Annotated in this window: 12 protein-coding genes; 5 read left to right on the forward strand and 7 right to left on the reverse strand. The window is 63.9% G+C overall.

Annotated elements, in window-relative coordinates:
• Window positions 1-27: 27 nt before the first annotated feature.
• Window positions 28-936, reverse strand: a complete 909-nt coding sequence (locus RTP54_RS09605; protein ID WP_312362201.1) for an alpha/beta fold hydrolase — start codon at window positions 934-936, stop codon at window positions 28-30.
• Window positions 937-983: 47 nt separating this feature from the next.
• On the opposite strand from RTP54_RS09605, the gene RTP54_RS09610 reads away from it, so the two are divergent.
• Window positions 984-1,469, forward strand: a complete 486-nt coding sequence (locus tag RTP54_RS09610) for a MarR family transcriptional regulator (protein ID WP_312362203.1) — start codon at window positions 984-986, stop codon at window positions 1,467-1,469.
• Between the two features lie 21 nt (window positions 1,470-1,490).
• On the opposite strand, the gene RTP54_RS09615 is transcribed toward RTP54_RS09610, so the two are convergent.
• Both RTP54_RS09615 and RTP54_RS09620 read right to left on the reverse strand, forming a co-directional pair.
• The gene (locus tag RTP54_RS09615) at window positions 1,491-3,311 is read right to left on the reverse strand and encodes a monovalent cation:proton antiporter-2 (CPA2) family protein (RefSeq protein WP_312362205.1); all 1,821 of its coding nucleotides are present in this window, start codon (window positions 3,309-3,311) and stop codon (window positions 1,491-1,493) included.
• A 24-nt stretch (window positions 3,312-3,335) separates the two neighbouring features.
• On the reverse strand, window positions 3,336-3,710 hold the full coding sequence (locus RTP54_RS09620; protein ID WP_112804761.1) for a gamma-butyrobetaine hydroxylase-like domain-containing protein: 375 nt from the start codon (window positions 3,708-3,710) through the stop codon (window positions 3,336-3,338).
• A 148-nt stretch (window positions 3,711-3,858) separates the two neighbouring features.
• On the opposite strand from RTP54_RS09620, the gene moaA reads away from it, so the two are divergent.
• Window positions 3,859-4,908, forward strand: a complete 1,050-nt coding sequence (gene moaA / locus RTP54_RS09625; protein ID WP_312362207.1) for a GTP 3',8-cyclase MoaA — start codon at window positions 3,859-3,861, stop codon at window positions 4,906-4,908.
• A 314-nt stretch (window positions 4,909-5,222) separates the two neighbouring features.
• Here moaA and RTP54_RS09630 read toward each other — a convergent pair whose 3' ends face one another.
• The gene (locus RTP54_RS09630; RefSeq protein WP_312362209.1) at window positions 5,223-7,775 is read right to left on the reverse strand and encodes a methyl-accepting chemotaxis protein; all 2,553 of its coding nucleotides are present in this window, start codon (window positions 7,773-7,775) and stop codon (window positions 5,223-5,225) included.
• Window positions 7,776-8,009: 234 nt separating this feature from the next.
• Window positions 8,010-8,186 (reverse strand): hypothetical protein, encoded by a 177-nt coding sequence (locus RTP54_RS09635; protein WP_312362210.1) that lies wholly within the window; start codon window positions 8,184-8,186, stop codon window positions 8,010-8,012.
• Window positions 8,187-8,231: 45 nt separating this feature from the next.
• Between RTP54_RS09635 and RTP54_RS09640 the strand changes: the two genes are divergently transcribed.
• The 3 genes from RTP54_RS09640 to mobB are packed head-to-tail and all read left to right on the forward strand — an operon-like array spanning window position 8,232 to window position 10,346.
• A complete protein-coding gene (locus tag RTP54_RS09640; protein WP_112804756.1) occupies window positions 8,232-9,140 on the forward strand; it encodes a DMT family transporter in 909 nt (302 codons plus the stop codon).
• A 13-nt stretch (window positions 9,141-9,153) separates the two neighbouring features.
• The gene (gene mobA / locus RTP54_RS09645) at window positions 9,154-9,822 is read left to right on the forward strand and encodes a molybdenum cofactor guanylyltransferase MobA (protein WP_312362212.1); all 669 of its coding nucleotides are present in this window, start codon (window positions 9,154-9,156) and stop codon (window positions 9,820-9,822) included.
• The gene (mobB, locus tag RTP54_RS09650) at window positions 9,819-10,346 is read left to right on the forward strand and encodes a molybdopterin-guanine dinucleotide biosynthesis protein B (protein ID WP_112833010.1); all 528 of its coding nucleotides are present in this window, start codon (window positions 9,819-9,821) and stop codon (window positions 10,344-10,346) included. Before mobA ends, mobB begins: the two co-directional genes overlap by 4 nt.
• Window positions 10,347-10,588: 242 nt before the next feature.
• Here mobB and RTP54_RS09655 read toward each other — a convergent pair whose 3' ends face one another.
• Together RTP54_RS09655 and RTP54_RS09660 are read right to left on the reverse strand one after the other, a co-directional pair.
• A complete protein-coding gene (locus RTP54_RS09655; RefSeq protein WP_312362217.1) occupies window positions 10,589-11,332 on the reverse strand; it encodes a polysaccharide deacetylase family protein in 744 nt (247 codons plus the stop codon).
• A gap of 104 nt (window positions 11,333-11,436) precedes the next feature.
• On the reverse strand, window positions 11,437-13,785 hold the full coding sequence (locus RTP54_RS09660; protein WP_312362219.1) for an OmpA family protein: 2,349 nt from the start codon (window positions 13,783-13,785) through the stop codon (window positions 11,437-11,439).
• Window positions 13,786-13,847 lie beyond the last annotated feature (62 nt).

The following is a 13,847-nucleotide window of genomic DNA, read 5'->3' on the forward strand; positions in this document are numbered from 1 at the left end:
ACCGGGATCGGTGCACTGCGCTCCCGCTCAGGCGGCCGCCTTCCGATCTTCGCCATGGATGAAGGAATTGACCCTGTCGATCACGGACGCTGCGGAGACGATCCGGCGATGACCGTAGCCGTTCGCCCAGTGAAGTTCGATATTGGGGCCGGCGGCCGCATAGCGGCGCGCATGCTCAGCCGAAACCTCCTTGTCGTCCTCGGCATGGATGACCAATGTCGGCACGGCTCTGGCCGCGAGGATCCTGGCGGCATCGAAGTCCTCGAGCCGACGACCGGCCAACCGCTCGACGACGCCTTCGAAGGCTGCCTGCGTCTTCGCAGACAGGCGAAGAATCTTGCCGAACCCCTTGAAAAGCCATGTCATCTCGCTGGGGGCGCCGATGAGCACGAGCTTCTTGGCCACATGGCTTGGTACGTCGCAGACGACACCGCCGGCGGCGCAAGCCAGGCTGCCGCCGCCGAAGGAGTGCCCGACGCTGACATCGAAGCCGCCGAAATGGCGCCAGGCGGCGTCGATCGCCCTGACGGCCGCAACCATGGTCAACGTGCGCCCCGGCGAGGCGCCGTGCCCCGGCCAGTCGAGCGTCACCACCTCAGCGCCGCCAGCAACAAGACCCTCGATCATCGCGGCGAGATAGTCGCTGCGCGATCCCCAGCCATGAACGAGCAACACCCGCTTGGCATTGGCGGCATTACGCGGACCAGCGAAATGCCGGGCCATCACCCACCCGCCGGCATAGGAGAGCGTCACCGGCGTACCCTTGGCTATGATTGGAACCGCAGCCGCCAGTGCCGCCCGCTCCTTGGCGCTCTTGGGTTTGCGCCCGGGCGTAACCGTGAACAGCTTGAAGGCGAGCCGGCCGGCCGCCTCGGGTGAAATGGCCGACACGCCGGCAAGCGCATGGCGGATGACCTTGATCGCAAAGGATGCCATAGTGAGAATCTCTTAATATGTTCAATGCTGAACATTATTGTACAACGATGAACAAAAATCAAGCGATGGACGAACAGCATCATTTCCCCTGGGACCACCCGCGTTTTCGCAGCTGGATTGCCGTTGCGCGCGCCTGTCAGCTGATGCAGCAGACGATGACGCGGTCACTCGCGCATCTCGACATCAAGACGCCGCATCTCGATATCCTGATCAATCTCTATCGCTTCGATGGGATTTCGCAGCAGGAGCTTGCCCGCAAGCTGCTGGTGGGACGGTCGAACATGAGCATGCTGCTGCCGCAGCTGGAGAAACGGGGCCTGATCGAGCGCCGCGGCGACGACAAGGACAAGCGCGTGCTGCGCCTGTCGCTGACGCCATCAGGGCGCACGTTGACCGAAGAGGCGATGGAGGTTCAGACCGGCCTCATCAAGAGACTGATGGAGGATGCGCCGCTAGAGGAGTGCGAGGTCGTGGCGCAATCCATGGAGCGGCTGATCGGCGTTCTCATGAAGGATGAAAACGAACCCGCCTGAGACCGGCCTAAGACCCTGGGCCTAACCGGGCGAACCTTCCTGTTCTTCCCGGGCCTCAGCCTCGGCCCGCGCCCGCGCGGTTCTCGAGGCGATGATGTCGGATGGCTGCGCATTGCCGCGGATCAACTGCCGTCCGGCGTAGATCCCGCCGACGGTCTCCAGCGCAAAGCGCTCCTTGTCGAGGTCGCGGAACTCTTCGATCACCTCGGCGGCGGTTTCGGCATCCTCACCCAGAACGTTCAGCACCTCGGTGCCGAAGACGAGCGCCGATTCGAAGGTCTCGCGGATCTCGAAGTCGACGCCGGCATGGAGGAGATCGATGGCATGGCCACGATCGAAGGCCCGCGCCAGCACCGGCACCAGCGGAAACTCCTCCTTGGCGGTGTGGGCGATCTTGACCGCGGCCGCCTTGTCGTCGACGCAGATGAGGATTGCCCTTGCCGTCGCAGCACCCGCCGCATGCAGGATGTCGCTGCGCGATCCGTCGCCGTAAAAGACGCGGAAGCCGAAGTTCGAGGCGTCGCGCACGAATTCCGCATCCTTGTCGATGAGCGACAGCTTGTATCCACGCGCCAGAAGCGGCTGGCTGACGATCTGGCCGAAACGGCCAAAACCGATCATCAGCACCGTGCCCTCGACATTCTCCGGCACTTCGAGATCATCGGTGCGCGGCGGCACTGGCTTGGCGAGCCGGCCATGAAGGAAGATCGCGATCGGCGTCAGCATCATCGACAGGATGATCGTCGCCGTCAGCGTCGCATTGGCCTCCGCATCGATGATGCCGGCGGAGACGGCAGCGGCATAAAGCACGAAGGCGAACTCGCCGCCTTGCGCCATCAGCACCGCCCTTTCAAGGCTTTCGCTATGGCAGGCGCGCAACAGCCGCGCGACCGCATAGATCAGCACGCCTTTCAGCGCCATGTAGGCAAAGACCGAGATCACCACGATCTGCCAGTTGGCAGCAATCACCGCAAGGTCGATCGCCATGCCGGCGCCGAGGAAGAACAGGCCGAGCAGGATGCCGCGAAACGGCTCGATATCGGCTTCGAGCTGGTGGCGAAACGCCGATTCCGACAGAAGCACGCCGGCAAGAAAGGCGCCCATCGCCATCGACAGGCCGCTCTTTTGCATCGCCAGCGCCGAACCGAGCACGACGAGCAGCGCTGCCGCCGTCATCACCTCGCGCGCCCCGGCTGCCGCCAGAAGCCTGAAGAGCGGGTTGAGCAGGTAACGGCCGGCAATCACCAGCGCGACGAGCGCGGCAAATGCGATGCCGACGGCCATCCAGCGCTCCGCCGGATCGCTGGCCGCGCCGCTGCTGCCCAGCAGGGTCACGAGCACCAGCAGCGGTACGATCGCCAGGTCCTCGAACAAAAGGATGGCGATCATCCGCTGGCCCTTCAGCGTCGAGATCTCGTTTCGCTCCTGCAGCATCTGCATGACGATCGCCGTCGACGTCAAAACGAAACCGGTGCCGGCGATGAAGGAGGGTATCGGCTGAAAGCCGAGCGCGAGACCGACCATGGTCAGGCCGGCGATGCAGGCAAGCACCTGCGCCGCGCCGAGCCCGAAAATGTCCTTGCGCATGCTCCACAGCTTCGACGGCTGCATCTCGAGACCGATGATGAACAGGAACATCACCACGCCGAGTTCGGCCACATGCAGGATCGCCTGCGGTTCGGTAAAGAAGCGCAGGCCGAACGGCCCGATCACCAAACCCGCAAAGAGATAGCCGAGCACAGATCCAAGGCCGATGCGCTTGAAGAGCGGCACGGCGACGACGCCTGCCGTCAGCAATACCACCACCTGCGTCAGGTCATTCGCTTCAGATGCACCAGCCAACAGACTGTCTCCTTTTCAGATGGTTCAGCGCGGCTTTTCGGCCTTGTCGCGCGACATGCCCTTGTCGGCGAGCTCCTGCTCGTAAGCTGCAAACAGCTCTTCTCCCTTTTCGCCCAGTTCGCGCAGATAGGTCCAGGTAAAGATGCCGGTGTCATGGAAATCGTCGAAGCCGATGCGCACGGCGTAATTTCCGGTCGGCTGCACCGAGATGATCTGGACATTGCGCTTGCCGGGCACCGTCACCCGCTGGCCCGGACCGTGGCCCTGAACCTCGGCTGATGGCGAAAGCACGCGCAGCATTTCGGCGGAAAGATCGAAGGATGCGCCGTCGTTGAAGGCAACGACGAGGCGGTGGCGGTCTTTCGAGACACGCAGTTCGCTCGGCCAGAATTCGCTCATGCTGTCAGCTCCTGTTTTCAAGCCCACGCTTAACGGAAGAATCGCCTGGCGAGAATTACCCGGCTTTTCCAATCAACACTTTGCGACAGGATGCGCCTTGACGCGACCACGTTTGCTAACGACATTGAAGGGGCTGGGAGAAAGACGTGTGAACACAGCAGCGATAGTGAGAACCGGCGCCGCGGCGCTTGTGGACGGAACCGCCCCGATGGTCGACCCATTCGGGCGGGCGATCACCTATCTGCGCGTGTCGGTCACCGATCGCTGCGATTTCCGCTGCACCTATTGCATGGCGGAACACATGACCTTTCTGCCGAAGAAGGATCTTCTGACGCTGGAAGAGCTGCATCGGCTCTGTTCCGCCTTCATCGCCAAGGGCGTGCGCAAGCTCCGGCTGACCGGCGGCGAGCCGCTGGTGCGCAAGAACATCATGTTTCTGGTGCGTGAACTTGGCCGCGAGATCGAGGCCGGGCGGCTCGACGAACTGACGCTGACGACCAACGGCTCGCAGCTCGCCAAACACGCCGCCGAACTTGGCGAATGTGGCGTGCGGCGCATCAACGTTTCGCTCGACACGCTCGACCCCGCGAAATTTCACCAGATCACCCGCTGGGGCGATCTCGGCAAGGTCATCGAAGGCATCGACGCGGCGCAGGCCGCCGGCATCAGGGTCAAGATCAACGCCGTGGCGCTCAAGGGCTTCAACGACGTCGAGATCCCCGACCTGATGCGCTGGGCGCATGGGCGCGACATGGACCTGACCCTGATCGAGACCATGCCGATGGGCGAGATCGAGGAAGACCGCACCGATCACTACATGCCGCTGTCGGAGATGCGCCGGCAGCTGGAACAGCAGTTCACGTTCACCGACATCGCCTACAAGACCGGCGGCCCTGCCCGCTATCTGAACGTCGCCGAAACCGGCGGCCGGCTCGGCCTGATCACGCCGATGACCCACAATTTCTGCGAAAGCTGCAACCGGGTGCGGCTCACCTGCACCGGCACGCTCTACATGTGCCTCGGCCAGAACGACGCCGCCGACCTGCGCACCGCCCTTCGCGCTTCCGACGACGACGCCTATCTCGGCCAGGTGATCGACGAAGCGATCGGCCGCAAGCCCAAGGGCCATGACTTCATCATCGACCGCGAACACAACCGCCCCGCCGTCGCCCGCCACATGAGCGTCACCGGCGGCTGAGCTGCCCTCTGTTTCACAGTGCTTTATCAGCCCCTCATCCGCCTGCCGGCACCTTCTCCCCGCAGGCGGGGCGAAGGGACACATGCGGCGGCGCGCTACCCCACCCTTAAGTCCCAAAGCCCTGAGCCCCAATGGAAGCGAGGCGAGCGGTAAAGCGCGAACAGGACGTGGGAAGACGCCGTGTGATCGTGGGATGGAAAATGGGCCCAAGGTCACCCAAAGCCCATAGCGGGGCAAGTCCCCTCTCCCCGCGTGCGGGGAGAGGGTTAGGGTGAGGGGCAGCCGGCAGGCACATATCGCGCCGGGAAACGCGCTCACGCCGCGTAAGTCGAGCCGTAGCCACGGCCATAGCTCTGGTTGCCGACCGTCGACGTGCCGGTCTTGAAGCGCTCGATCTTTTCGTTGAGCGCCTCGACCTGCCGGCGCAGCCCGTGGATTTCGGCCGTGTTCTCCTCCACCATTGCCGCATTCTGCTGGGTGATCAGTTCCACCTCGTGCACCGCCGAATTGACCTCGTTGAGGCCGGTATACTGGTCGGCGGCCGCTGCCTCGATATTGCTGACGAGTTGGTGGATGGTGCCGATGTGGCTGTTGATGACGCCGAGCGCATCGCCCGTTTCCTGCACGAGCGCCACGCCGCTTCTGACCTGCGCCGAGCTCTCGGAGATCAGCCCCTTGATCTCGCGTGCCGCCCCTGCGCAACGCTGGGCAAGCTCGCGAACCTCCTGCGCGACAACGGCAAAGCCGCGACCCGCATCGCCTGCCCGCGCCGCCTCGACGCCGGCATTGAGCGCCAGGAGGTTCGTCTGGAAGGCGATCTCGTCGATGACGCTGATGATCGTGCTGATCTTCTCCGACGAGCGATTGATTTCCGCCATGGCGTCGATCGCCTTGGCGACGACCGCGCCGGAATGCCGGGCATAGGAATTGGTCTCGTCGACCGAGACGGTGGTCTTGCGGGCACTTTCAGCCGTCGAGCGGACGATATCGGTCAGTTGGCGAAGTGCGCGCGAGCTTTCCTCGAGCGCCGCCGCCTGCTGTTCCGTCCGCCGCGCCAGATCGTCTGCCGAAGCCGAGAGGTTACTGGTGCCGCCGGTGATCTCGCCAGTGACCATGCGCACGTCGCTGAGCGTGGCGCGAAGCGCCTCCACGGCATTGTTGTAGGTGCGCGCCATGATCACGTAGTCGGCCGGCAGGTCTTCCGCCATACCTTCCTCGAGGTTGCCGGCGGCAAGCTCCGCCAGAACATCCGAAAGCGCGTTCAGCGCCTGCATCTGCTCGGCCTCGATCCGCGCGCGCTCCTCGGCGCGCCGGGCCTCTTCTTCGGCCGACAGCGTGCGCGCAGCGTCCGCCTCGCGACCGAGCCGGACATTCTCGACCGCGTTGTCGCGGAACACGGCCACAGAGCGCACCATGTCACCGATCTCGTCGCCGCGGTTGCGGCCTTCGATCGCCACGTCGAGGTCACCGTTGGCAAGTCGCGTCATCGTTTCGGTGACGCGCTTCAGCGGGCCGCGAAGGGTCTCCACCAGCATCAGGCCGCCGATGATGGCCAGCAGCGTGCCTGCCACCATCGCCACGATCGACATGTCGGCCGAACGCTGGCTGTCGACCTTGCCGGCCTCCTGGGCGCTGCTGACGAAGCTTTCGAGCGTTGCGCTCGCGCCGGCAACCAGGCTGGAGGCGGCGGCCTTGGCTTGCTGCCAGCGCCCGCCGACGTCGATCAGCGCCGCCGTGCCGGTGTCGATGTTGTCGAGCGACGCCTTGAGCTTGACCGGCAGGTCGCGAAGGGCCGCATTCTTGCCGCCGAGCTCTGAGAGTTTGCCGGCGCTGTCGCGAACGGCCTGAATGTCGGCCATCACCAGATCGCGACTTTCCGCATCGAGCTTGCGGTGCAGTTCGCTGATATGCAACCGCGTGCTGTCGAGCGCCTTGAACGTTTCGCCCATCAGCGCGATCAGCGTCTTCAGCTGCGAGATTTCGCTGTCCATGCCGACGAAGCGCTTGGCGGCCGTATCGGAATTCTTGGCCGCTTCCTTGGCGAAGTCGGCCTCATATTTCGAGAACTTGCTGAGGATCGGCACCAGCGCGTTCTTCTTGGTCTCGCTGTCGTCGCCGCCGGCGAGGATCGCCTGGACCTTCAGCGCCTGCTCCTTCAGCTCGGCAATCGGCTTTTGCACCTTTTCGGACGCAATCTTCTCGGCTTCCTCGATCTGCTTGATCAGGTGCGGCAGCAGTTTGCCCGCCTGGTCGATCTTGGCATCGGCGCTGGCTGCCATCGTCACCGGCAGGCGGAACTTCTTGATGCGCTCGGCAACGCCCTGATAGGCGGCGGCATCGAAAAGCAGCGCCTTGGCAAAGGCTTCCTTCTCGCCCGATTCCTTGCGGATGATGTCGATCTGCTTGTAGGCGCCGTTGCCCTGAGCGGTCATATCGGTCAGTGCGGCCTCGAGCGATGCCGTCACCTGGTCCTGCTCGACCTTGATCGACCAGAGCTTGTCGGTCTCTGCCCGCATCGCTTGTCCGAGCGACAGAACCGAAGCGATCTCCGACTTGTCCGCCTCGCGGGTCAATAGACCGTCGAGCGCACGAACGCCGCTTTCCTGCTCGTCGATCTGTGAAGCGAGTGCTCCACGCGTGTCTTCGCTCGGCGCATCGGCAAAGTTCTGCAACGCACTGCGCAGCGCCTGGAAATCCGAAAGATTGTTGATGGTTTCGCGCGTCACGGTCATGTGGCCGTTGAGCGTTCGCGCGGTGAAGAAGCCGACGAGGCCGATGCCGGCAATCAGGACCACCAGGGGAACTACGAAAAGCAGAACCTTGGTAACGATACGCAGGCGCTGTAACAGACGATCGATGAAAGACATTGCGGACCCCGAATTATTCTTATGAGGGACATGTCCGCGCGGCGACTTCTTCTTGTCGGAAGCATGGGGTGAATAATGGGCCAAAGCGCCTCCCAGGCTTCGGCCGACACCCCTTGAACAGCGAGCTGCCAAGGTTGCGGCGCGCGCCATCCACCGATCGCATCATGCGATTGGAAGCGGAATGTTCGGGACGATAGGCAGCGAAACTTAAGATTCCGCGAATAGAAGCGGCGTCTAATGGCCGTTCTTTCCAGCCCCGTCATAGTCTTCGACCGGCTTGATCTGCCGCTCGAAGATCAGTTCTACTTTCACTCGAAGAAAAGAGGTGCGCCGGCGGGTTGGGGTTTGCACAAAATGGCGGCCAATGCTTAAACGGTATGCGGCATCCGGCAACGGATTCGCCATTGCCATCCGCCGTCAGGCTCCCGCCCGATCCGGCGCCGCAGGACAGTCAGCATGCAATCCTCCAGCAATTTCCGCGGCATCATCTTCATGTGTCTGGCGATGGTCGCCTTCTCCTGCAACGACGCATTGGTGAAGTCGGTGACCGGGGCGATGAATGTCGGCCAGATCATGTTCGTGCGCGGGCTGCTCACCACGTTGATGGTGATCGTCATCGCCCGCCACTTCCGCGCCTTTCGCCCGCTGCGCACCATCCTGAAGCCGGTCATCATCCTGCGCATCGTCATGGAGGCGCTGGCATCCATCACCTACATCTCGGCGCTCGGCCAGATCCCGCTCGCCAACGCCTCTGCGATCATGCAGGCGCTGCCGCTGGCGGTCACGCTCGGCGCCGCCGTCTTTCTCGGCGAGCCGGTCGGCTGGCGGCGCTGGACGGCGATCTTCGTCGGCTTCATCGGCGTGCTGATCGTGCTTCGCCCCGGCCCGGAAGGCTTTACGCCCGCGGCACTCACGGTGGTCGCCTGCGTCTTCTGCACCGCGACGCGCGATCTCTGTACCCGCCGCATCGACCACGACATCCCCTCGCTCTACATCACCGTGACCACGGCGCTGGTGACGACACTCGTCGGCGCGGCGCTGATCGTGCCGCTCGGCGGCTGGCAGCCGATGTCGACGACGACGCTGACCCATGTCGCCGCCGCCAGCCTGCTGCTGATGGTCGGTTACCAGACGATCGTGCTTGCCATGCGTGGCGGCGATATCTCCGTCATCGCGCCCTTCCGCTATACGAGCCTGCTGTTTGCGATCACGATCGGCATTTTCTTCTTCTCGGAAAAGCCCGATGCATGGATGCTGCTGGGTGTCGCGGTCATCGTCGGCTCGGGCCTCTACACGTTCTATCGCGAGAGCCGGCGTGGCAAAAATCCCGTTGCCCGGAGCGCGGTCACGGGACCGCTCGAATAGGAGTGATCGGACCGTGAAGCCACAAGACGAGACGCAAGGACACACACGCCACGCATGGCCAGCCGTTGTCCTTGCCGGCGGCCTATCCCGCCGCATGGGCCAGCCAAAATCGGCGCTCTATCTCGGCGGGCAAACGATGCTCGCGCGGATCATCGCGAGGCTGGAGCCTCAGGTCGATTGTATCGCGGTCAATCTCAACGACGCCGACGGCCAGGCGACGATCGACGGCCGGATGGCGATACGCGATACCGTCCCCGGCTTTCTCGGTCCGCTTGCCGGTGTCCTGGCCGCCATGCGCCACACAGCCGCAGCGATGCCAGCGGTAAGCCATGTTCTCGTCGTGCCGACGGATACGCCGTTCTTTCCGACAGACCTCAGCCGGCGACTGACGATGGCGATGACCGAGCATACCCAGATTGCCGTGGCAGCATCCAATGACGCCCTGCATCCGCTCTTTGCGCTCTGGCCGGTCGCGCTCGCCGACGATCTCGAGCGCTGGCTCACCACCGATCCGAAACGCCGGGTCCGCGCCTTCATCGAGCGGCACCCGAACGTCACGGTCGATTTCCCGATGACAGATACGGCCGCCGGCATGTTCGACCCCTTCTTCAACGTCAACACGCCGGATGACCTCGCGCAGGCGGAAGAGTGGCTGCGTATCCTCATGGAGAATGGCGAATGACCGCGACGAAAATCTTCGGCATCGCCGGCTGGAAAAATTCCGGCAAGACCGGCCTGATGGTGCGCCTCGTCACCGAGTTGACCCGACGGGGATATGTCGTCTCGACGGTCAAGCATGCCCATCATGACTTCGACATCGACAAGGTGGGCGCCGACAGCTTCCGCCACCGGGAGGCCGGCGCCCACGAAGTCACCATCGTTTCGGGCACGCGTTTTGCGATCATGCACGAATTGCGCGGCGCGCCGGAGCCGAGCTTCGAAGAGATCCTCGCCCGTCTCGCGCCTTGCGACCTCGTTCTGGTCGAAGGCTACAAGCGCGAGCCGATCGCCAAGATCGAGGCGCGCCGGCTGGAATCGGCCAACCGCGAACCTCTGGCGCCCACCGATCCGCATATCTGCGCCATTGCTGCCGATCACCCGGTCGGTGACACGAGGCTTCCGGTGTTCGATCTCGATGATACCGATGCGATTGCAGATTTTGTCGAGCGGGTCACAGGCATAGTGCGAAAGAGCGGGACGCCCTGACGCGTCGTTCGCGTCACTTCTTCGGCAGCGCGTCGAGATACTGTTGTGCTTCCGAGATCCCCTGGGCTGCCGCCTTGCGATAATCCGCCCGAAGACAGCGCGCTTCATTCGTTCCTCCCGAGACGGATCAATCCGCCTCGGAATCCCAACAACGAAAAGTTGGTTCCCCACACACTTGAATCCGATGCAGGAACGGGAGCACGCAGATCGCGCTATGACCGAACGCCGGCAGTCGAGCCGCGTCAGTTGGTGGCGCCGACCGCCATCTCGTCGGGGATATCATTGAGGCGCACGAAGCTGTAGCCCCTGGCCTTCAGATCGAGAATGCCGCGCGCGACGCCGGCGCCGGCCGCATGGGTCGGCTGGTTGATATGGGCGATGATGACGTCGCCGTCGCGGGCGTTGCGGATACGCTTCTCGGCCATCGCAGCCCCCAGCAGCGAACCACCGTCGCCGTTCACCGAATAGCCGGCGATGCGGTAGCCCATCTCGCGGATCTGGCTCATCGAGGTGTGGGTGTACTTCGCCGTCGCGCCGCGAAACCAGCGTGGTGCCGCAAGGCCATGCGCCTTGATCGCCGCCGCCCCGCCTTCGACCTCGGCTGCAACGGCAGCACTCGACCCGGCAGCAGCCAGGCCATAGACGGAGACCTTGATATCGATCGGCGGCACGTGCATGGCGCCGTGATCCTCAATTTCGAAGAGATCCGGGTGCGCCTTCATCACCTCGACCACCAGTGCGTTGCGTTTCAGCCACCGGGCCGTCACGAAAATGGTCGCCGGAATGCGGTTTTCGATCAGCGTGCCGAGGATGCGCATGTCTGTCGCGCCACTGCAGGCGTCGAGCGTCAACGCCACGCGCGGCGGCTGGCCCTTGCCGGCAGGGTTGCCCGGAAGATGCAGGTCCGGCTCGACGAGCGCTGGCGCCGCATGGGCGGCCGGAGCGGAAAGAGCAAGGGAGGCGAGGAGCAGAAGAGCGGTTTTCATGGCAATCCGGAAAAGAAGTCTGGGGCAGGAAACGGCAGAAACCCGCCCTTTGAAAGGCGGGTTTCACTTATTTTGTCAAAGGTGTCGAGCCAGGCTCGAACCTGTCAGCGCTGCGCGACCGGACGGACGAGCGGCGTCACGCGACGGATGGTCACGCGGCGGTTCTGCTGCTCGGCAACCTGGGTGCGCACCTTCAGGAAGCGCTCGCCATAGCCCTGGGTTACCAGGTTTTCGGCGGGGATGCCGTAGACCTCGGTCAGAAGCTGCGCAACCGATTCGGCGCGCTGGTCAGACAGCACCAGGTTCGAGCGGTCAGAGCCGACCGCATCCGTGTGTCCCTCGATGAAGAAGGTTTCACCCGGGTCCTTGGCCAGCACCTTCTCCATGGCGGCGGCAACGCCACGCATGGTCTTTGCCTGCGACATCGACACCTCGGCGCTTGCTGTCGGGAAGGTGATCGTATCCAGGTCGATACGGCGCACCTTGTCGCGCAGACGTGCCGAATGACGAACTTCGTCCATCGTGTAGACACGTTCGACGCGCTCCACCGGAGGTTCGGCCAGGAAGTCGTAATAGTCGCGGCCCGGATCGTCGGAGACATCGGCGATGTATTCGCGAACCGGAATGCGCAGGCGCATCGGCGGCAGCTCGTAACCGACGTCGATGATGGCCGGACGCGGACCTTCGTCACGCTCGGGCGCGTAGATCATCAGGTATTCGTTGCCGTCGCGATCGACGCGCGAACGCTGCAGGATGTCGCCGTAACGATTGTAGATCGTGACGATCCGGTAACCGCCCGGGCGAACGATGGTTTCGCGGGTACGGCCACGCGGCAGCTGGTCGTAAAAGGTCTCTTCAGCATCACGACGCAGGCGCGGGCGATCGTCGCCGCGCACGAAGATCTGATCGCCGACGCCGAGGATGACGCGGTTGTCGATCTCCTGCACCACCCTCACATCGGTGATGTTGTTCGTGACGTTGTTGACCACCGTGTTGTTGTTCACGACAGTATTGTTGTTGATCACCGTGTTGTTGATGACGGTGTTGTTGACGATGTTGGTCGTCTCCGGAACCGCAAACACCGGAACTTCCTCGACGCGCGTGCCCTTTTCGGTCAGGTTCGCCTCTATCTTCTGCGGCAGCTCGGCCTGGAGTTCGGCCGGCAGTTGCACCTGTGCGGATGCATCGTCGGTCGGCGCCGGAGCGGCCTCTTCCTGCGCGCGCAGCTCTTCACGCTGCTTCTGGCGATCTTCGCGCGACTTGTTGCCGCCTGAATTGTCGGCGTCCTTGTCGCTGTCGAGAACGGCCGCACCGTTTTCAACCGGGAGCACGACCGTTTCGTCGGATGCGGCCGGGTCTTCGGCAATCTTCTGCTTTTCTTCCTCGGTGCGGGTATCGACCACTTCGGGGACCGGCTGGACCTGAGGCTGCTGTTCGGCCGTTGCCGGCTGCTCGACGCCCGGAACCGGCTGGCCTTCGCCCGTCTGCGGCTCGGTCTGCGGCTCGACGGCGGGCACGACGGCTTCGCCGGCGTTCTGGCCATCGCTCGCGGGCGGCTGTTCGCCAGCCTTCTGCTCTTCGGTCACTGGCGGTTGCTCACCAGCGTTCTGGCCCTCTGCTGCCGGCTGCTCGCCAGTGGCCTCGCCCTGCTGGGCCTTCTTGGCCTCCTCGGCCAAGCGTGCTGCTTCTGCTTCTGCAGCCTTCTGCTGTTCGGCAGCCAGGCGCGCTGCTTCGTCTTCGGCAGCCTTCTGCTCGTCAGCAGCCTTCTGCTCGTCGGAGGCCTTCTGTTCGTCGGCTGCCTTCTGCTCAGCTTCGCTTTCGGCAGCCTTCTGAGCTTCCGCGGCCTTCTCCTGTTCGGCGGCCTGGCGTGCTGCCTCGTCTTCCGCAGCCTTTTGCGCTTCGGCCGCTTTTTCCTGTTCGGCGGCCTGACGGGCTGCCTCTTCCTCGGCGGCCTTCTGCGCCTCGGCTGCCTTTTCCTGCTCGGCCGCCTGGCGGGCGGCTTCCTCTTCGGCAGCCTTCTGCTGTTCGGCTGCCTGGCGCGCAGCTTCCTCGTCCGCGGCGCGCTGGGCTTCCGCAGCCTTTTCCTGCTCGGCCGCCTGGCGGGCAGCGTCTTCCTCGGCTGCGCGCTGTTGTTCGGCCGCCTGGCGGGCAGCCTCTTCTTCGGCGGCCCTCTGCTGTTCGGCCGCCTGCTGTTCCTGCTGCTGGCGCTGCGCTTCGGCTTCGGCCGCGCGCTGCTGCTCTTCGGCGGCCCGCTGTTGCTCCTCGGCTGCGCGCTGCTGCTCTTCGGCCTGGCGCTGCTGCAGCAGAAGCTGTTCATCCGTAGGCTGGCCGCTCCCTTCCTGGGCCACCTCGAACGGCTTCATCAGGCTGTCGGCAAGGGCTGGTTGCACCGCAAGCGACACCGAGAGCACCGGCAGCGCCACGGTTGCGAATAGTCTGGATCGAATCGACATTATCTTCCTTCCTCGTCCTGGGAGGTCCCTGGCCTGCCTCTGTTTCCCACCGGACAGCCGCT

Origin of the sequence: Ensifer sp., assembly GCF_031989085.1 — a bacterium.
GTDB lineage: Bacteria > Pseudomonadota > Alphaproteobacteria > Rhizobiales > Rhizobiaceae > Ensifer.